Source organism: Synoicihabitans lomoniglobus (genome assembly GCF_029023725.1).
Taxonomy (GTDB): Bacteria; Verrucomicrobiota; Verrucomicrobiia; order Opitutales; family Opitutaceae; genus Actomonas; species Actomonas lomonigloba.
In genome coordinates, this window is record NZ_CP119075.1 from 5,679,620 (window position 1) to 5,698,233 (window position 18,614).

Here is an 18,614-nt window from a genome sequence, read left to right on the forward strand (position 1 = left end):
GAACGAAGGCGGCGGGGCAGGGCGGCAGTGAGGCAGGGTTCTATTTTTACAGGAGGGAACGGAGGGAAACAGAGGGTGGTGGGTGGCGGTGGGGTGGCTTTGTTAACTTCGTTAGGGTCTTTGTTTCCTCTGTGTTAAAATGCGGTCTGTTCGTGATTATTTGAGGGTTTTTAGGCCGGCCGCCATGAAGCCGAGGGCGTAGGCCATGCCGGCGTGCCAGGGGGCGGCGCAGCTCATTTGGGGGGCGTGATCAGGGATGACCACGCCGTCGAAATCGCAGTCGTGGAGGATGCGCATGACGCGCAGGACATCGATGTCGCCGTCGTCGATGAAAGACTCTTTGTAGGTCGGCACTTTGCCCACGACGTTGCGCAGGTGGACGTAGCCGAGGCGGTTTTGGCGGGCGTAGGTTTCGACCGTGTCGTAAATGTCGCCCTCGGTCATCTCGGCGAGGGAGCCGACGCAGAATTCCAGGGTGTTGGCCGGGCTCGGATTGATATCGATGAGCTTCTGGTAAAGTGACGGCTGGTAGACGAGACGCGGGGTGCCGCGCACGGTCGGGGTGGGCGGGTCGTCGGGGTGGGCCGCGAGTGTGACGCCGGCAGCTTCGGCCACGGGGAGAACCTCGTTGAGAAAGCGTTCGAGCCGGTCCCAAAGCTGGGCGGGGGAGATCGGGGCGATGGGCTCGGGAGGAGCGGTGTCGTCGACGACCATGTTCCACGCCATGCCTTTGGTCATGGGCAGATCGTAGGGGCCTTCCATACCCACGGAAGGAGCACCGCCGCGAGCGTAGGGCCCGGTGGTGCGACCGGCGACGCCGGCGATGGAAAAGTTGTAACCGATGATGGGGATGCCGGCTTCGCCCACATGGCGGATGAGCGTCTTGACGTTCTCGATGTGGCGCTCGCGGAGGGGGCCATCGAGGAGGATGTCGTGCCAGTGCGCCGGATCGAAGTTTTCAATGGCTTCGAGCTTGAGGTCGGCGGCCTCCACCTCGCGGCGGATTTGGGAGAGTTCGGCGACGGTCCAGAGGGCATCGGGATCGCCGGCGAGGCCCCAGCCGCGATCGGTTCCCGTCGGCTGATCTTCGGCGTGGGCGTGTTGGCCGCCGCGAAAATAGTCGACCATGTGACCCACGATGTGGGTGGCCCCAGCCTGTCGGGCGAAGGCGAGGTTTTCGGGCGTGAGCATGTGCCGGTAGAGGCCGAGACCGAGTTTCATGGACAATTATGGGATTCCGAGACCGAGAAGAGTCGGCCCGGGAGGGGGCAAGGGCTGGCGAGCCTAGGGCGTGCTCACGGCTCGGCTAGGTTTGTTGTGATCAACTGTTGACCACAACGGGGTGGCCGAGTCCAATCAGTCGAGCAGAGCGCGCATGGAGTTGGCCAACGTTCTGCGATCAAAGGGCTTGGCGATGAAGGCGAAGTCTTTTTCTTCCAGAGCCTCGGCGTTCATGATTTCGGAGCTGTAACCGCTGGAAAGCAGGACTTTGAGCTGGGGTTGGCGTTCGCGTAGGCGGCGCCCGAGTTCCAGCCCACTGTAACGGCCGGGCATGACCATGTCGGTGAGCAGGAGGTCGAACCGGCCGGATTGCACGTTCCAGAGTTGAAGGGCTTGATCGGCGTTGGGGGCTTCAATCACGACATAGCCGAGGCTGCGAACGATGGAGGCGGAGGCTCGACGCACGGAATCGTCGTCTTCGACGAGCAGCACGCGTTCGGTTCCGGTTCGGATCGGCTCGGGGTTGGCGAGCGCGGTTTCGGCCGGAGGGAGATCACATTGCGGCAGGTAGACGCGAAACTCGGTGCCTTTTCCCACGGTGCTATCGAGTTCGATCCAGCCGCCGTGTTGCACGATGATGCCGTGCGATGAAGCCAATCCGAGTCCGGTGCCGTGGCCCGGTTCCTTGGTGGTAAAAAACGGTTCAAAGATGCGATCGATGGTTTCGGGCGGCATACCGTGACCGTTGTCCGCTATGCGGATGCAGCAGAAATCGCCGTCGCGGGATTCCGGGGCCTGGTTTCCGATCGCGGTATGGTAGTTCACGAGGCTGGTGGACAGGCGCAGACGTCCCCCCGCGGGCATCGCATCGCAGGCATTGATACAGATGTTGATGACGACCTGATCGATCAGGGACGCTTCGGCCGAGACCCGTAGCTCGGTGGGGTGGAAGAAAACGGCAAAATCAATATTCTCCGGGATCAGCCGTTGCAGCATGCGGGCGCATTCCTGCAACGAGGCATTGAGCTCGAAAACCTTGGGTTCGATGTGGCGCCGACGGGCGAACATCAGCAGCTGTTCGGTCAACTTGGCGGCGCGTTTGGTCAAGGCGCGCAGATCCGTCAAGGTGGCGTCATTTTCGTCCTCGGGCGGCAGATCGATCTCGAGCATTTCGAGGTTCAGCATCATCGCCGCGAGGATGTTGTTGAAGTCGTGGGCGACGCCGCCGGCAAGTTGCCCGATCAGTTCCATCTTGCCGGCCTGTTGCAGCTGCGCCTCCAGGTTCTTGCGGTCGGTGACGTCGACGATGGAGCCGGCGAGACGGTGAGGGCGTTCACCTGGATGGCACAGTGCGGCCGCCCGCATCGTAAACCAGCGCGCTTCGCCCGCCCGTGGTATCATCCGCAAGTCGACGGAAAACGGGGCCGTGGGATCGGCAAAGTGGTCTTCCATGGCCGTGAGCATGGTGCCCAGATCGTCGGAATGGATCAGGCTCTTGAAGCCCCCGTAGTCCCGCGGAAATGCATCGGCGTGTTCCGGCCCGTAGTCCAGCAACTGCCGACAGCGTTCGGACGTGTAAACGGCCCCGGAAGTGATGTCCCAATCGAAGATCCCGGCGGAGGAGCCTTGGGCGGCGAGCGCGTAACGCTCTTCGCTCTCGCGCGTGCGCGCCTCGCTTTGGCGTTGCGCCGCGTAGACGATGGCGGGGAGCAGTCCGACGAACGTGAAGACACCAATGCTGACCAGCATCTCGGCGCTTTTTTCAAAGTCGCTCAACGTGCTGCTGCCGATCGCACCGTAGCCATGGGTGGCATACACGTGGGTGATCGTCGCGGCGACCAGAATGACCAACGTCGCGCCATGGCGGCCGAAACGGATCCCACTCCAGATCACGAATGGCATGGCCAGGTAGATCGACTCCGCCTGCTTGGGCCAGGAATAGAGGAACGATGCGCTCAGGGTGATCAGCATGCCCGCCATGAGCGCGAGTCCCTCGACCCAAAAGCGCGGGCCAAAATCCCGCGACCACGTGGGGCTCGATCTCGTCCAAACCAACATGAGCGGCGTGAGCAGGATCACCCCCAGCAGATCCATCGCATACCACTGCAGCCAACGCACCCCGTAGCTTTGGCTCGGATTGGCCAGGACCATGAGCGCCGCACCGATCGAAGCCGAAATGAGCAGCGCAAGCGCGCCACCCAGGATGATGGTCCAGCCCAGTTCGCGGATTTTGGCAAACGTTGGCGGTCGAGCCACGAAACGCTCGATGAGATAAGCCCCGAGGACCGCGGAGGCCGAATTGCCCAAATGCCCGATCAACAAGTAGGAGAGAGGCCACGGGTTGCCCATGACGTTGAAGACCGCGTCCGCGAGACCGGTGGCCACCACCACGTGCAACCAATGCCGTTTGGGCGTGATGATCAGCAAGCCCAGATACCATCCGGCGGGGAGCCAAAAAAACGACCACAGCCCGGCCCACGTCGCAAAGTATCCCGAGACGCTGGCGCACAGGAAGTAGCCCAACCCCGCGCAGCAGAGTTGCAGAGGGAGCGAACGAGGCCAGTTGCGGGAGACCGGTGAAGTCCCCAAGGGCTGATCAAGATCAGGCACAGAGCGGAGAATGCGCGTGGAAATGTGAAGTGGTGGAGGGAGAAGCTCGGGCGGTCGCCCGTGAGCACATGCCTTCGATTATCGGCTCAGTTCCGGCAGACCTTACGTATTTCTTCGGTTCGCCAATCGACCGGCGGATCGTTGGCGTGGCGCAGCGCCCGCTTCACCTCCGATGGACGAAAACCAATTCCGAACCTACTGCCATCTGCTGCAACTGCCTCCGGATGCCAACGCCACCGACCTCGAACGGGCGTGGATGCGTCAGTCCGTGGCGTTGACCCGGGCCGACGACCCGGAGTTAAAAGCGCGGACGCGGGCGGCCTACGATGCGCTCCGCCCGGTCATGGCGGCTCGTGATCAGTTGCGGGCGAAACAGGAGGCGGCGGCCGCGCGGGTCCGCCGTGCCGACCGGGAGGAAAGTGAACTGGCGGCGGCGTATCTCGCGGGAGAGATCACCGGTGCTTCACGGTGGGATCCCCGTTCCATGACGAGTCCGTGGGTCAATGCGCTGGCGCTGCCGGTCGTGATCGCACTCGCGTGGGGGATCAACCACACGCCGGTCGCGTTTTTTCTGCAGGCCTTCAAGATTTGGATTCACGAGTTTGGCCACGCGACGGTGGCTTGGATGGCGGGATTCAAAGCGCTGCCGTTGCCCATCGGGTGGACCAACATTTCGCCCGCGCGGGAGGATTTTGTGTATTGGGGCATCCTGTTTTTGCTCGGGGTGTTTTTTGTCGCCGGGTGGCGTGAGCGCCGCCTGGCCCCGCTGTTGATGGCGCCCGTGATCGCGGGGGTGCAGTGGTGGATGACCTGGCGGGTGCCGGACTGGCAAGTCGAGCAGTGGATTGATTTCGGCGGCGTGGGCGGGGAGTTTTATCTCAGCGCGTTGATGATGGCCGCGTTCTTTTTGAACCTGCCGGAAAAGTTTCGCTGGGGCACCTGCCGCTACCTCTTTCTGTTTTTCGGTGCGGCCGGGTTTCTGGATATCTACACGACGTGGATTCAGATCCAAAACGGTCACGAACAGATTCCCTGGGGCTCGATGATGCACGGGGACGACGATGAAGGCGGCGACATGAACAAGCTCCATTACGGCTGGGATTGGCCGATTCACATCATCATCCGCCGGTATGTCGGCCTGGGCCATGCCTGTGTGGTCGGCGTCGCGGCGGTGTATTTGTTTTTCAATCTCCGGCTTCATCAACTCATCCCGTGGTTGATCGGCGCGGGGCAGCGTGACGACGAAGACGACGAGACCGGCTAGCGCGTCATCCGCGTGACAATTAGAACCATTTAGCCGGGTTACGTGGTTGAGGATGGAAGCGAAACCGTTCATGGTTTCAGGACCATGTGTGCTACCCCGGTCAGTCGTCGCGATGTTCTAAAAACGCTGGCCCTCGGGACAGCCGGTGCGGTGTTTTTGCCGCGGGGGTTGCGGGCTGCTCCTTCGGACCAACTGCGGTTGGGCTTCATCGGCTGCGGGGGGTGGGCACGCAGTGCGATCGAGGGGCAGGTCGATCAACACTACGTCGCGTTTTGCGATGTCGATGAAGAGAACGCCGCTTCGAACTATGCCAAGCATCCGTCGGTGCCGCGTTACCGCGACGCCCGGGAGTTTCTCGATCGTCATGCGCCCGAGCTGGACGGGGTCATCATCACCACGCCCGATCACAACCATTATCCGCTGGCCATGATGGCGATGGAGGCGGGCCTCAATGTGTATCTGGAAAAACCCATGGCGACGACGGCGTGGGAGTGCCGGCGCATCGCGGCCGCCGCGGCTCACACCGGGGTCTCGACGCAGCTCGGCATGCAGGGGCATAGCATGGAAGGGACCCGGCTGTTGCGCGAGTGGATCGAGTCGGGCGTGGTGGGGCCGGTCACCGATGTGTGGCTCTGGACCGACCGCACGCAGCGCAACATTTCGATTTGGTCGGAAACCCTCGCGGCGGCGGAACCCCGCCGCGACACCCTGGACTGGCGGTTGTGGTTGGGCGACCGCCCCGATCGACCCTACAGTTCCCTCTACGCGCCGCAACGCTGGCGGAATTGGTGGGGCTTTGGCAGCGGTGCCATCTGCGACATCGGCATGCACATGTTCGATGCCGTGCGATTTGTGCTCGATACCGGCAATCCGGAATCAGTGACGCCTGAAGTGTCGGGGATTTCCGAATACACCATCCCGCGCTGGGCGAATCTCAACTTTCGCTTTCCGGCGCGCGGTCGGCACCCCGCGTTGAACGTGCATTGGCGCAATGGCTGGAAAGACGATGAGCAGAATCATCCGCGCGGCATTCCCCACTTGCCGGATGAGATGGTCGCGGGGGTGACCAACGGCATGGCATTCGCCGGACCGGAGGGCACGATTTTCATCCCCGACATGCGGGTCAGTCGCAGTCCCAAAATATTTCCCGCATCACGCATGCAGGATGTGTTGGCGAACCGGCCGGGCAAGTGGTTGCCTCGCATCAAAGGCGGGCATTTCGGCGATTGGTTGGCCGGCATTCGCGCCGGGCAGAGCGGCGGGGCCGACTTCGCCTACGGCGCGGCGCTGACTGAGCAGGTGCTGCTCGGCGCGCTGGCGGAGCGCACGGGCGAAACGATCCGATGGGACGCTGCGACCATGACCGCAACCGATTCGCCCCGGGCCACGGCCCTCGCCCGGCCGGAGCGACGCGACGATGCGTGGCAGCCCTCGGGCGACTTGGCCAGGATGTTGGCGAAACTACCGGCATGAGTAGTGAAATCGGAGCGAAGGTGCTCGTCTCTCTAGACACGCTCATCAAAGCACGGTGCGATGATGAGCGAGCCGGTAATTTCGTGGCGTCATGCCGTGGGCCTGCTTAAACAGCGCGTAGAAGTGGGACAAGTTGCTGAGACCGCAATCGAGGGCAATGTCGGCGATGGGCCTTTCGGTCACCCGCAGTTCCCGGGCGGCGTGGGCCATGCGCACGCCGTTGACGAATTCCGATGGCGTGAGATTCAGCGCCGTCCGCATTGTTCGCGCCACGTGTTCCGCACTGCGACCCGCGGCCCGCACCAACCCCGGCGCACCCAGCGCGAAAACCGCCGGTTGCTGCACGTCGTCACAAGCCGATTGCAACCAGGCGGGCAGGGGAGGGCGCGCGGGGGAATCTCGGTCGCTGACTTGTGCGATCAAGTTCAGTAAAAACGCTTCAGCCGTCACTCGGGAGCGAGCATTGGCACCCAAGGGGTCGAGGCGTCGTCGCCACGCTCCCAAGGTGGCCGCCGAAAGTTTGGCGCGATGCGGAAGCAGGCCGCCCGGATCGAGTAACGGTTTGATCTCCTCGGGGTGCCGCTTGATCAATTCCTTTCGAATGTCGGGCGCGTAGGCGACGTTGATCAGGATGAAGCCTTCGGCGTCCACCGTTTCCAATACGTGCCGATCGGCGGGGCGCACAAAGATCAAATCACCGGTATCCAAGGACCGACGCTGTCCGTTGATGTGATGGCGGCCTCGTCCCCGCTCCAACCAGAAGATCTCGGGGAAGTCATGCGTGTGCATTCGGGCTGGACGACCAGGAAGAAACCGGATGATGGCGAGATGGTGTGCCGTGTCGGCTGGAACCAGCCGCCTCCATCGCTTGTGTTCAATCATATCAATATACCATAATAAAATGTCACGGCGCGGCAAGATTTGCCGCCGCCGCCGTGATAGCTTGGGGCATGAGCACTCACCCCCTGCCCAGCGGCCCTCCCTTGGCGGGGCTGTGCACTCACGAAGCTGCGGCGTCGCCCGGGATGCCGGTGGATACGACGGTGGAGCGACTGCGGCGCTACGTCTATCTCGAGACCCAGGTCGTGCGGATGATCGCCGCTGACTTTAATCGCCTGCCGGAGTGGGAGGTTAAAGGCGCGCTCTCGCTTCACCTGTGGCAGGACGCCGAGCACAACACGTGGTTTCGCAAGCGGATCCCGGAGATGCGCACGCCACCGCATCACCTCGACAAAGTGCCTGATCCAGCGCTGGAGGCATTTGTCGCGGAGTTACGACGGGCGGAGACCACGGCGGAATTTTTAGTCGGTGTCTATGGTGTGCTGAAGCCCGCGATGGCGACGGCCTGGCGCGACCATCTGCGCGAGTCGCATCCCATCGCGGATCACCCGACGCGACGACTGCTGCGCATGGCGTTGACCGAAGAGGAAGAGCAAATCGAGTGGGGGACTGCCGCGATTGCCGCCCAACACCGCGACAACGGAGAGCAGGTTGACGCCGCCGCGCTGGCGGCGTGGTCGGATCATTTGCGCGCTTATCTGGCGGCGGCGGGTGGTATCAATGGAGGGGATACGCGGACGGATGCCGCGGCGCTACCGCCCTCGCGGGTGACGGGGCCGGTGGAAACCTCCCACGTGCCGGCCCGGGACCGGCGGTTTACGCGGGTGTGGGAGTCACGCGGGCAAGTGCCGGATGCGACGCGCCCGATCCATGAGCGCTTGTGGTGGATGATGAACGTGCGGCTCAATGAGATGCATGTGTCCGAGCTGATTGCGACCGTCATGGCCGACTGGACCGATCAACCGTGGGCGTTTTACCATGACCTGGCGCGGCACCTGTGGGATGAAACCCGTCACTGCATGCTGGGCGAAGTGGCGTTTGTTTCGCAGGGGGTGGATTTTACGAAACTCCCGACTCACATCGGGTTTGCGGCCTACCCGAACCAGGCTCTGCCGGCGCCGGAGCGTTACGCGTTTCTGTGGGGCATCGAGCAAGGTCTCATGACCAAAACCGGCAAGCAGGCGGAAGTCGGGCTCGCCCGCGCGAGTGGCGATGAGCGGGCGACGGTGTTTCAGGATTTCGATTGGGCCGACGAAGTGCTGCACGCGGCGATTGGTCGACGCTGGTTGGAGCCGCATTTCCAAACCCGGGAAGCCATGCTCGATGTCTACGCCCGCATTCGCCCCGCGTATGATGAGATGAAGGAGGCCGATTTGAAGCTGCCCGGGCGGGACTGGTGGCCGGAGTTTTACGCCCAGCATCTCGCCCCCTTGGACCCGGAATTAGGCCAGGCCAATGAGTGGGGAGGTGTCTCGTGAAGCTCTGGTTGGCGAGCACCGAGCCCGACCGGGTGGCTCGGTGGTCTGACACCGGATTGTTCACCGGGGTGCTCACAAATCCGGCGACCTTGGCGGCCGCGGGTTGTCCGGCGGCGCAAACCCTCGCCGACTTGTGCGCTGCAACGGAGGCGCCGGTTTTCTATCAATTGGAAGATGGTCCGGTCGATCAGATGAAGCGTGAGGCCACCGCGATGTTGGATGGTGGGATGAGGAATCTGGGTATCAAGGTAGCGGTGACGCCGCCAGGTCTGGCGGTGCTGGGGTGGTTGCGACAGGAGCGCATCGCCTTGCGATTGGCCACCGCAGTGACAGGAGTGGTGCCCCTACTACTGGCCGCGGAGCTCGACGTGCCGTGGGTGACTCCGGCGGGTTCAGCGTTGGAAAAGCAAGGAGGTCCCACCAAGCTGGCGCTCTTGACTGAAATGCAAAAAGCCCTCGATTGCCAAGGTGCGACGACTACGCTGATCCCGAGTTTGGGTTCGCCGGGTGAAATGGCGGCACTGGCAATGGCGGGCGTGCGTGCGGGTTTTATGTGGGACACCGCGGTGGAGTCGTTTCTGGATAGTAACTTAGTGCGTGAAACGGTGTCCAATTTTGACGATGCTTGGGCGAAGCTGCATGCGTTAACCGTTGACGACGTGTAATCCCGATGGCGCTTCACATTATTGGAGGCACGGTCGTCGATGTGATCTTGCCGCGCGTGTCGCGTATCCCCCTCTGGCCGGAGCACACGGAGTTCACCTCATCGAATCTCACCCTGTTGCCGGATGCGCCAATTACGACATTGGGCGGCAATGGGGGCAACGCGGCTTACGTGGCGGGACGCTGCGGCGCGAAGGTGATTCTGCACACCCGGATCGCACGTGATGCGATGGGACAACTCGCACGCGGGTGGTTGACTGCGGCCGGCTGTCGGGTGGTAACGAAAGGACGAGTGAGCGCGACAGCCGTGAACGTCACGGCGGCGAATCAACGACTCGGACGCGCGACCTTTTTTTACCCGGGCGAACCCGTCGAACTCCCGGGGCGTCTGACCGCGTGTTCGCATCTATTGGCCTGTGGTTGGCCGCATCCCGCTCCGGACAAGTTGGCCCAACAACTCGCGTCGGCGCACCGCGAAGGTGCCCGCACGGCGATCGATATCGGACCGATGCTGGGACGCGTGCCGAGTTTGGTGGCGATGACCTCAGTCTGGGCCGTGTTGGATGTGCTGCTGGCCAATGAACATGAATTGGGCCGTTTGACACGGGGCGGCGATCTCGCGACGGCCGTGCGGCGATTGCGGAAACGGTTTGCCGGACACATTGTGGTCAAACGCGGCGCGGACGGCGTGAGCTGGTGGCCGGAGGGCGAATCGGTTGCCATGGAGTTTGCTCCTCCTCGAGTGGTCGCGGTCAATACGGTCGGGGCGGGAGACAGTTTCAATGGGGCCTGGATGGCGGCGTGGCAGGCGAGCGGGGATTTTGCGACGGCGCTGCGCTACGCCAACCGTGCGGCCGCTACCGTCGTGAAGTCACCACAAGGGGTGTTGGGCGTGCGACCGCCGACGTTAAGGGCCAGGTGAATCCAACCGCGATGAGGCAAAATCTAATCCAGCCGGACATAGTGATGACCGCGAATCTGTGGACGCTGGAGGGACATCCGGCTACGGGAATGAAATGGTCGCTGGCACAGAAAGTAAAGGCGGTGAAGGACGCGGGATTTGACGCGGTCACTGCGCCGCCGACACCGGAACTCGCAGCGCTCCTTCGTCAACATCGCCTCCGCTATCTCGGCTTCTTTTCAAGTAGCGATCTGCAGGAAATTCCCGGGCGGATGGCCGAACAATGCGAAGCCGGCGCGGAGGTGGTGAATGTCCAATTGGGGGATGATTTCACCCCGGCTGCGGAGACGTTGGCATTGGCTTTGGCGGTGCGACAGGAGAGTCGACGCTGTGGGATCTATACCGCCATCGAAGTGCATCGCGACACGGCCACGGAAACGCCGGAGAAAACCTATCAGTTGGCCGATGCCTATGAACGTGCGACGGGTGAGTTCTTGCCGGTAACGTGGGACCACTCGCACTTCGCGGTGGTCAAGCATTTGAAACCTCATCTTTATACCGAGGTGTTGTTGCAGCGCTCGGAGTTGATCGAGACGGCGCGATTGATGCATTTGCGACCTTTCAACGGGCAACATGCGCAGGTTCCCGTGATGGATTTACAGGGGCAAGTCACGGTGGAGTTTCGCCAATGGTTGCAGTTTGCGGACACACTTTTAGCGCGGTGGTTGGCGGGCCCGCGTCCGGGCGACGAGCTGTGGGTGTGTCCGGAAATCGGCCCCGTGGGTGTTCATGGTTACAACTTGAGTGTATTTCCGAAGAGTTGGGACCAGGCGGTGCGCTGTGCCGAGGTGCTGCGTCGCCGATGGACGCGATTGATAGCGGAAACGAGCCGGACTTGAACGTGGACGCCGCGATTGCAGCCCTGCTGAATGGCGTGAGCTTTCCGCCATGACCACCGCCTACGTTTCGCTTTCCGTGCAGGTCGCTCAAGTGATCACCGCCCATATTGAGGCGGGTCGTTGGGTCGATTGGTTGCCGGGCGAGCGCACCCTCGTCACCGAATTGACCGTGAGTCGCAAAACGGTGCGCAAGGCGTTGGCGCTGCTGGAGCACGACGGGATGATAGTGGCGGAGAGCGGCAAGGGTCACCGGATCGTCGCGTCGGGGGGGGCGGCCGGGGAAGTTGCCGCGGGAGGGAGTGTGGGGTTGCTGTTGCCCGAGTCGGTCGAAGTGATGCGCACGTTTACGAATTTGTGGATCAATGATCTGCGGATTTTTCTCGCGGCACACGACCTGCGGTTGCGGGTGTTTTCCGGGCACAAGTATTACTCGAAATCACCGTCACGGGCACTGGAGAGAATTTGCCAGCAATCGCCTCAAAAGGTGTGGGTCCTGTCGCATTCGACCGAAGTCATGCAGCGGTGGTTCGAGCGACGAGGACTTCCCGCTGTAGTGGCCGGTTCAATACATGGAAGGGTGAAGCTACCGAGTGTGGATTTGGATTATCAAGCGGTGTGTCGTCACGCGGCTGGCACCATGTTGCGGGGAGGCCACCGACAGCTGGCGATCGTGGTGGGCCAGCCTGAACGTGCCGGCGACCGGGAGAGCATTACAGGATTTGAGCGTGCGATTGATACGCAGCGTCACCCGGACGCCTCCGTGAAGGTATTCCGCCATGATTGTTCACCCGGGGGAGTAAATCGGTTGGTTCAGCGCATGCTGCGAGCGGTGACACCGCCCACCGCGATTTTAGTGGCGAACTCTGCGCACTATCTGGCGATTCATACCGGACTCGCGGCGCAGGGCAGATCGATTCCGGGTGAGGTATCACTCATCAGTCGGGACGATGATCCTTATCTCGCTTTTGTGCATCCTGAGCCGACGCGATATGGGTGTCCGCCGGCCCACATGGCTCGCATGATTGGTCGCGTGCTGCTGCGAATCGGCAGTGAGCAAGGGCTGGACATTCGGGCGGCGACGTTGATGCCTGAAATGATAAAGGGTGCGTCCTTCAAGCGGTTGGTGGGTTGAGAAATTCGGGCCCCAAAAAAAGCCCCCACCAAGGTGGGAGCCATTTGGTGTGAACCCGCTGCCGAGTGAATCTAGAACTGATATCGAAACGTAAGCCGAGCGGCGCGGGGCATGGCCCGCATGGCGAGACGATCGGTCACGGCGGAGAGCGTGGAATCATCATTGAACACGTTGGTGATGTTCAGCTGCACGCCCCATTGGTCCCGATTGTAGGCCAAGAAAGCGTCAACTTGATCGTTGTCCGGGAGGAAGTAGCTGTTGCCCGAATCACCGGGTGCAGTGCCGTTGTGTTTCCAGGACCCGCCGACCACGAGGCCGGAAAGGGAATCCGTCTGAAAGGCATAGCGACCAAACAAGGCGTAGTTGGCATCCATGGGCACGCCGCGGAAGAAGCGGCCATTCGCATCAGTGGAGGTGATGTTGCTGTAGGACGCTCCGACGTTGAGCCCGGAGGTGACTTCGGCGGTGAGATCGAATTCGATGCCGTCGGTGGCCTGCAGCCCGACGGGCCGCAATACGACCCCGCCACCCAGCTCGATCGGATTGACCACGGTCAACAGCACGTTGGTGAGCTCCATATCGAAGTAGGAAATGGTGCCGACCATGCGACCGCCGAGCATGTTCACCTTTACGCCCACTTCCTTCATTTCTCCTTCTTGGTTCGGGTTCTTATCCCCGTTCTCGTCCAAGCTGGTGATGGGCGAAAATGTTTGGCTCACTTGTCCGAAGACACTGACGTTTTGCGAGGGTTTGCCGACCACGCCAAACTTGTAGGTGGAGTCACTGTTGCTTGAATTGACCGTCCTGCTCGGATCGACCACGAAGCGACCGGCGGCAATGCTATCGTTTTGGTCAAACGACTGATTGGTGGCATCGAGACTGTCGTAGCGCGCGCCGAGTGCGAAGATCAGTTTGTCCTCCCACATGCTGATGTTGTCCTGGAAGGCGAAGGCAAATGAATCGCCGTCAACATGACCCTGGAAGGCGTTGAAGTTCGTGGTGGACGAGGCCTGAATCGAAGCGGCATTTACCCCGTTGAAATTAGGGGCAACGGCCGAGAAGGAATTGGCTACGGCGGTGGTGTTGGCCGGATTGGACGCGGCCCAGAAGAAGAAGGCGCGTTCGCGTTCACTACGGGTGAGTTCACCACTCATCACCAACTTGTGAGACAAGGGACCGGTCTCAAAATTGCCGACCAAATCGAGAAAACCACCGGCGGATTGGTTGTAACCGCGGAAATCGCGCAACGTAACGGAGGCCCGCCAGTCGGCTACCCGTGGATCGTCGGCGGAGACGTAACGGTTGTCGCCGTTGGTCGTTGCGCCGCTGGCGTTGACGTAGGTCACAATATTGCCCGAGGAATCTACCGGCACCGGACGGCCTTGGGAATAGGACGGAGACTTGTCACCTTCGCCCTTGGAGAAACGGCCAATAAGGCGCAGCGTCCAGTCTCCGTTCAGTGGACCGGAAAATGCTTGTTCGTAACCCGCTTCAAGGGCGTAGATCTCCGCTTCGGAGACGTCGTCTTCGGGCACGGTGTTGGCATCGAAGGCCAGAGGAAATTTGGAGTCGCGGACGGTGGGAGCGGCTGTTTCACCCGGCGTCAGATACCCCGTGATGAACTGCCACCCGTTTTCGCGATCGAGGGCGAAGTCGAGGTATTGAAGCCGCCCCCAAATTTTCCCGCTGTCGTTCTTTCCGATCAGGTGGGTGAGGGAGGCGGTGGTGTTGAACACATCATTGGGAGCGTCGCCCTCGTCGTAGTAGCGATCTCCCTTGCGGGCGGAGAGCACGACTCGGTAGGCGGTGTCTTCGGAGAGCGGACCCGTGGAGTCGACCATGGCGCGGAGAAACTCGTCGTAGCTTTGGGCTTGCAGCTCAATTTTGGTCTCAGGCTGAAACTTCGGCCATTTGCTAATTTTGTTCACGATGCCGCCCATGCTGGTTGAGCCATACAACGTGCCGGCCGGTCCCTTGATGATTTCAACGCGTTCGTAGGCGGAGCTTTCGTCGAAAGGATTGTCGGCGGCCGACATCGGGTCCGGCAAGCCATCGCGCAAACTCAAACCACCCACGGCATAGCCCCGGAGGGTGAATTGCTCTTGGCCGGGGAGAAGGTCGGAGGTGCGTTGCACTCCCGAAACCAAGTTCAATACTTCCATCGTCGAGATCGCGCCGCGATCGGCGAAGACCTGTTCATTGAGGGAGACAACGGAGGCAGAAATATCGGCCACATCCAATGCGATGCGAGATGCCCCGAGTGAGGTGGTGGAGGCGTAACCGCGATCGCGGTCGGAATCGATTTGGAAGGGAGAGAGGACGATCACTTCATCGTCTCCCGCACGGGTAGCGGTCGTTTGCGTTGGTGCCGTTTGAGCTAAAAGCGGGCTGGCGAGCAAGGTTGCTGCGGATACCCAGGAGGTGAGTCGATTAGGGGACATGGGTGGGGTTTGGATTTGTGGAAGGGCAGAGAGACTGGGCAACCCGAAGGTCAACCCGTCGCCATCAGGAGATGAGCCAAATGGGCGTTAAGAGAACGGTCTTTTCCCGGTCCCCAAAGGGAACCAGGGCTGGATGCTCGTAGAGTTCGGCGGATCAAGACGCACTGGTTGCTCTCGTTCGTCCCTCCCCTTTTCCATTTCTATGAGTATCCAGCATCGTTCCAATATCGCCCTAGAAAAAATACGCGCTGGCGAAGTCGTTCACGTTTATGTGATGGGTAATTTCGCCTCGCCTCGCCACGTGGATTTCGTGGGGCAAAGCGGATGCTTTGATGCCCTTTGGTTTGATCTCGAGCACTTCGATATTCCCACGGCCGAGCTGTCGACACTCAACCTCGTTGCTCAAGCCTGGCCGGTAGCGACATTTGCGCGTATCTACATTGGCGATTACCAAACGGCCGCGCGAATTTTGGAAACCGGTGTCGCCGGCATCATGTGTCCGATGGTGGAGACCGCGGAGCAGGCCCGCGCCATCGTCGGTTGGACCAAATTCAATAATCCCTCGCCTCAGGGAGGCGAAACCATCGGCCTGCGCGGTTGGAACGGCGGGGGTATTGATGCGCGCTATGGCGCGTTTCCGGCGCTTGATTATATCGCACATCAGAACCGCGAGACGGTGTTGTTGGCCCAGATCGAAACCCCGTCCGCGCTGGAAAACTGCGAAAGCATCGCGCACGTGGCCGGAATTGATGCGCTCTTTTTTGGACCGGGCGACTATGCGCACCGAATTGGTAAACCGGGTCAACTGGGGGATGCGGAAGTCGGATCGGCCATGAAACGCGTGGCCGATGCGGCGGCGGCGGCGGGCAAATGGTGGGGCACGGTGGCTCCGACCCGCGAACTCTATTTACAGGCCAAGGCGTGGGGGGCCCGATTCATCAGCCCGGGCGGGGACGTGAAGGTGATGACGCTCGGCCTGCGGCAATTGGCGCAGACAATTACTGGAGCGTCTGATGAAGCAAAATCCTCCTCGGCCGGTTCCGCTCCAAAAGTGGACTCATGAGTCGCGGCAAGCGTCTTTTGACATGACTGCTCCAAGTAAATCAATGCGTGCCGACGTGGTGGTGGTCGGTGGCGGGGTGGGTGGCTGCGCCGCTGCTCTGACCCTGGCCGACCTGGGCCACGACGTGATCATGACCGAAGAATACGTTTGGATTGGGGGCCAACTCACCTCGCAAGCGGTCCCCCCGGATGAGCATGGCTGGATCGAGCGTTTCGGATGCACGGCTACCTATCGCCGGTTTCGCGAGGCGGTGCGGTCCTACTATCGGGCACACTATCCTTTGACCGCCGCGGCCGCGGCCCAGCCGTATCTGAACCCCGGCAACGGCTGGGTCTCGCCCCTGTGTCATGAGCCCCGGGTTGCACTGGCCGTGCTCGAAGCAATGCTGGCGCCCCATGTGAGTAGCGGTCGCTTGGTGGTATTGCGGCAACATCGACCGGTGGCGGTTTCCCTGGAGGGATCGGACCGGGTGGCAACGGTCACGGTGGTGAACGATGCCACCGGAACGACCCGATGCCTTACGGCTGACATGTTTCTCGATGCGACCGAAAACGGTGATCTGCTGCCCCTGGCGGAGGTCGAGCATGTGACCGGCAGTGAAGCGCGCGCGGTTACGGGCGAGCCCGGAGCGGCCGAGGTGGCGAACCCGCACAATATTCAAGCGTTCTCCGTTTGTTTTGTGATGGATGCCGCGGGCGAGGCCGCGCATCGGGATCATTTGGTGTCGCCACCAGACGGATACGAACGGCATCGCGTCGATACGCCTCGCATGACGCCGCCCTGGCCCGGACCGATGCTGAGTTGGCGGGGGCTCAATCCCCGCACGATGGCAGAGATGGATTATCGGTTTCATCCGCACGGTGAAAAGCCCGGATTGTTTTCGGGGCTGTGGTCGTTTCGACGGATTGTCGATCGCTCCTTGTTCCGGCCCGGATTTTTTCCGAGTGACGTCTGTTTGGTGAACTGGCCGATGATCGACTATCTCGACGGCGATCTGTTGACCACGACCGCGGCGGAGCGAGAGCGGCATCTCCGCGGCGCGCGCGATCTCAGTCTCGCGATGATGTGTTGGTTGCAGTCGGAGGCCCCCCGTCCGGACGGCGGGCGGGGCTGGCCGGAACTGCGTTTGCGACCCGATTTGACCGGGACCGCCGACGGTCTGGCGATGGCGCCCTACATTCGGGAATCACGTCGTATTCGAGCCCTGCATACGATTGTCGAATCGGAAGTGTCCGCCGACCAACGCCCGGGCGAAACCCTGGCGGAGCGATATGACGATTCGGTCGGCATCGGTTATTACCGCATCGACCTTCATCCCACGACGGCGGGGGATAATTATCATGACGTGCCATCATTACCGTTTCGCATTCCGTTGGGAGCGATGGTGCCGGTGCGCATGGTCAACCTGCTGCCGGCGTGCAAAAACATCGGCACCACTCACATCACCAACGGCTGTTACCGACTGCACCCGGTGGAGTGGAATATCGGGGAAGCGGCCGGACTGCTGGCGGCCACCTGTCTGCGTGACGGCATCGCTCCCCAAGCCGTGGCCCAACGGACGGACCGACGGACGGCGTTGCAACAGGCGTTGACCGCTCGGGGTGTGGAGTTGGCCTGGCCGGAGAATCTGGTGCTCGACGACGGCGACCCTCACGCGCATGCCCGATGAAAACGTCGCGGATCAATGCATTGATTTATCGGAAGCTGCCCGAAGGGACGTGGGATGCGCTGCGGGCGGAGTTTCCGGGCGTGGATTTTCGTCTTGCGGGTCCCCCGGATTTGACCGCCGTTGACATGGCATGGCCCGAGGTGGTTTGCGGTAACGTGCCGACGGCGTGGGCGGTCGAGGCCTCCTCACTGCGTTGGCTGCAGATTGTCTCCTCGGGGATCGACGACTATATGGTCATGGCAGATTCGAGCGTCGTGGTCACCACGGCGCATGGCATTCATGCTTCGATCATCGCGCAGCACGTGCTGATGACGGTATTGATGTTGGAGCGAGGCCAACCCTTTTTCGACCGCGCCGCGCAGGAGCGGAAATGGACGCGACGACCGGATGTGCCCCGACGCATCGAAGGACGCACGTTGGGGTTGGTGGGGTTTGGCGCCATGGGGCGGGAAATCGCCCGGCTGGCTGCGCCTTGGGGCATGCGGATTGTGGCGACCAAACGCACCCCGCCGGAGGTTCCCGTGACCGGCGTGGAAAGGTTTTACCCATGGGATGAGCTCGATTCCCTGCTGGTGGAAGCCGATCACGTGGTGCTGGCGTTGCCGCTGACCCCAGCAACGCGCGGTGTGCTGGATGCCCGGCGGATTGCTCGCTTAAAGCCCGGAGCCTTTGTGCACAACCCGAGTCGCGGTGGGTTGTTGGATGAGGTGGCACTGCACGCGGCTTTATTGGCGGGACGCGTGGGGGGCGTGGCGTTGGATACATTTGGTGATGAGCCCCTTTCTCCGGAAAGTCCGTGGTGGAGTGCGCCCCATGCGATCATCACCCCGCATGTGGCAGGGCATCACGCTGAATTGGGTGAACAGGTGCTCGAACGATTCCGCCGCAATCTGCATCGCTATATTGCCGGAGAACACGTCACGCCGGTGGCTGATTTCGCGCGAGGCTATTGATGGACTC

Annotated in this window: 14 protein-coding genes; 10 read left to right on the forward strand and 4 right to left on the reverse strand. The window is 61.6% G+C overall.

The window, feature by feature from the left end; translation table 11 throughout:
* Positions 1–156 precede the first annotated feature (156 nt).
* Positions 157–1,221, reverse strand: a complete 1,065-nt coding sequence (locus PXH66_RS22070; RefSeq protein WP_330929434.1) for a mannonate dehydratase — start codon at positions 1,219–1,221, stop codon at positions 157–159.
* A gap of 135 nt (positions 1,222–1,356) precedes the next feature.
* The gene (locus tag PXH66_RS22075; protein ID WP_330929435.1) at positions 1,357–3,831 is read right to left on the reverse strand and encodes an MASE1 domain-containing protein; all 2,475 of its coding nucleotides are present in this window, start codon (positions 3,829–3,831) and stop codon (positions 1,357–1,359) included.
* Between the two features lie 172 nt (positions 3,832–4,003).
* Between PXH66_RS22075 and PXH66_RS22080 the strand changes: the two genes are divergently transcribed.
* The gene (locus PXH66_RS22080; protein ID WP_330929436.1) at positions 4,004–5,095 is read left to right on the forward strand and encodes a hypothetical protein; all 1,092 of its coding nucleotides are present in this window, start codon (positions 4,004–4,006) and stop codon (positions 5,093–5,095) included.
* Positions 5,096–5,179: 84 nt separating this feature from the next.
* Entirely contained in the window at positions 5,180–6,568 is a 1,389-nt protein-coding gene (locus PXH66_RS22085) for a Gfo/Idh/MocA family protein (protein WP_330929437.1), read from the forward strand.
* A gap of 45 nt (positions 6,569–6,613) precedes the next feature.
* On the opposite strand, the gene PXH66_RS22090 is transcribed toward PXH66_RS22085, so the two are convergent.
* Positions 6,614–7,357 carry a helix-turn-helix domain-containing protein gene (locus tag PXH66_RS22090; protein WP_345784013.1) on the reverse strand — a complete coding sequence of 248 codons (744 nt, stop codon included), beginning with the start codon at positions 7,355–7,357 and terminating at the stop codon, positions 6,614–6,616.
* A gap of 161 nt (positions 7,358–7,518) precedes the next feature.
* On the opposite strand from PXH66_RS22090, the gene PXH66_RS22095 reads away from it, so the two are divergent.
* Genes PXH66_RS22095 through PXH66_RS22115 form a run of 5 tightly spaced genes read left to right on the forward strand, consistent with a single transcriptional unit; the run spans position 7,519 to position 12,481 of the window.
* On the forward strand, positions 7,519–8,886 hold the full coding sequence (locus PXH66_RS22095) for a hypothetical protein (protein WP_330929439.1): 1,368 nt from the start codon (positions 7,519–7,521) through the stop codon (positions 8,884–8,886).
* Complete coding sequence (locus PXH66_RS22100; RefSeq protein ID WP_330929440.1) at positions 8,883–9,551, forward strand: beta/alpha barrel domain-containing protein; 669 nt, start codon at positions 8,883–8,885, stop codon at positions 9,549–9,551. Before PXH66_RS22095 ends, PXH66_RS22100 begins: the two co-directional genes overlap by 4 nt.
* Before the next feature lie 5 nt (positions 9,552–9,556).
* Entirely contained in the window at positions 9,557–10,471 is a 915-nt protein-coding gene (locus tag PXH66_RS22105) for a carbohydrate kinase family protein (RefSeq protein ID WP_330929441.1), read from the forward strand.
* 44 nt (positions 10,472–10,515) lie between these two features.
* Positions 10,516–11,349 carry a hypothetical protein gene (locus PXH66_RS22110; RefSeq protein WP_330929442.1) on the forward strand — a complete coding sequence of 278 codons (834 nt, stop codon included), beginning with the start codon at positions 10,516–10,518 and terminating at the stop codon, positions 11,347–11,349.
* A 49-nt stretch (positions 11,350–11,398) separates the two neighbouring features.
* Complete coding sequence (locus PXH66_RS22115; RefSeq protein ID WP_330929443.1) at positions 11,399–12,481, forward strand: GntR family transcriptional regulator; 1,083 nt, start codon at positions 11,399–11,401, stop codon at positions 12,479–12,481.
* A gap of 71 nt (positions 12,482–12,552) precedes the next feature.
* Here the strand turns inward: PXH66_RS22115 and PXH66_RS22120 are convergent, their stop codons facing one another.
* Complete coding sequence (locus tag PXH66_RS22120) at positions 12,553–14,922, reverse strand: TonB-dependent siderophore receptor (RefSeq protein WP_330929444.1); 2,370 nt, start codon at positions 14,920–14,922, stop codon at positions 12,553–12,555.
* Between the two features lie 202 nt (positions 14,923–15,124).
* Between PXH66_RS22120 and PXH66_RS22125 the strand changes: the two genes are divergently transcribed.
* From PXH66_RS22125 to PXH66_RS22135, 3 genes are read left to right on the forward strand one after another with little or no spacing between them, the layout of a single operon-like run.
* Positions 15,125–15,985 carry an HpcH/HpaI aldolase family protein gene (locus PXH66_RS22125; protein WP_330929445.1) on the forward strand — a complete coding sequence of 287 codons (861 nt, stop codon included), beginning with the start codon at positions 15,125–15,127 and terminating at the stop codon, positions 15,983–15,985.
* A 43-nt stretch (positions 15,986–16,028) separates the two neighbouring features.
* Positions 16,029–17,654 carry an FAD-dependent oxidoreductase gene (locus PXH66_RS22130; protein ID WP_330929446.1) on the forward strand — a complete coding sequence of 542 codons (1,626 nt, stop codon included), beginning with the start codon at positions 16,029–16,031 and terminating at the stop codon, positions 17,652–17,654.
* Entirely contained in the window at positions 17,651–18,607 is a 957-nt protein-coding gene (locus tag PXH66_RS22135; RefSeq protein WP_330929447.1) for a D-2-hydroxyacid dehydrogenase, read from the forward strand. Before PXH66_RS22130 ends, PXH66_RS22135 begins: the two co-directional genes overlap by 4 nt.
* Positions 18,608–18,614 lie beyond the last annotated feature (7 nt).

Coding starts and splice junctions, on each gene's coding strand:
- PXH66_RS22070 (WP_330929434.1), bottom strand. CDS start 1,221: ATGAAACTCGGTCTCGGCCTCTACCGGCACATGCTCACGCCCGAAAAC.
- PXH66_RS22080 (WP_330929436.1), top strand. CDS start 4,004: ATGGACGAAAACCAATTCCGAACCTACTGCCATCTGCTGCAACTGCCT.
- PXH66_RS22085 (WP_330929437.1), top strand. CDS start 5,180: ATGTGTGCTACCCCGGTCAGTCGTCGCGATGTTCTAAAAACGCTGGCC.
- PXH66_RS22090 (WP_345784013.1), bottom strand. CDS start 7,357: ATGCACACGCATGACTTCCCCGAGATCTTCTGGTTGGAGCGGGGACGA.
- PXH66_RS22095 (WP_330929439.1), top strand. CDS start 7,519: ATGAGCACTCACCCCCTGCCCAGCGGCCCTCCCTTGGCGGGGCTGTGC.
- PXH66_RS22105 (WP_330929441.1), top strand. CDS start 9,557: ATGGCGCTTCACATTATTGGAGGCACGGTCGTCGATGTGATCTTGCCG.
- PXH66_RS22110 (WP_330929442.1), top strand. CDS start 10,516: ATGACCGCGAATCTGTGGACGCTGGAGGGACATCCGGCTACGGGAATG.
- PXH66_RS22115 (WP_330929443.1), top strand. CDS start 11,399: ATGACCACCGCCTACGTTTCGCTTTCCGTGCAGGTCGCTCAAGTGATC.
- PXH66_RS22120 (WP_330929444.1), bottom strand. CDS start 14,922: ATGTCCCCTAATCGACTCACCTCCTGGGTATCCGCAGCAACCTTGCTC.
- PXH66_RS22125 (WP_330929445.1), top strand. CDS start 15,125: ATGAGTATCCAGCATCGTTCCAATATCGCCCTAGAAAAAATACGCGCT.
- PXH66_RS22130 (WP_330929446.1), top strand. CDS start 16,029: ATGCGTGCCGACGTGGTGGTGGTCGGTGGCGGGGTGGGTGGCTGCGCC.
- PXH66_RS22135 (WP_330929447.1), top strand. CDS start 17,651: ATGAAAACGTCGCGGATCAATGCATTGATTTATCGGAAGCTGCCCGAA.